The following is a 350-nucleotide window of genomic DNA, read 5'->3' on the forward strand; positions in this document are numbered from 1 at the left end:
GCTGACGACGCGACCGAGGGGAACGGACCGCACCACCCCACAAACCGCAGCCGCTGAGACTAGATCGGCCACCCTAGGGAACCGCGCTAGTTTCCCTGAGGTTGCCGAGGCCCGCCGGAGGCCCGGCTCTTCACCATGGGTTTGACCTTGATCTTGCTGTTGATCTTGCCTGTGTCGTTGATCTTGCTCTTGATCTGGCCTGTGCCGTTGATCTTGCCCTTGCTCTGACTTGCTGGAGTTGAAGAGGCCTGAGGTGGGGCGGGGTTGTGAACGCGCGAACCGGCAGCCGACAAACACACCCACCACCCCGAACCCCGAACCGGCACAACTATGACCGAAGGCCGTAAAAA

The 350-nt window shown here is 61.1% G+C and carries 1 protein-coding gene; it reads right to left on the minus strand.

Features of this window, described 5'->3' with window-relative positions; translation table 11 throughout:
• Positions 1-86: 86 nt before the first annotated feature.
• Positions 87-350, minus strand: a 264-nt coding sequence (locus KGQ19_RS48965; protein ID WP_212022542.1) for a hypothetical protein, incomplete at its 5' end; no start/stop codon positions are given.

The sequence above is a fragment of the Catenulispora pinistramenti genome, from assembly GCF_018274385.1.
In the GTDB taxonomy this organism is placed as follows: domain Bacteria; phylum Actinomycetota; class Actinomycetes; order Streptomycetales; family Catenulisporaceae; genus Catenulispora; species Catenulispora pinistramenti.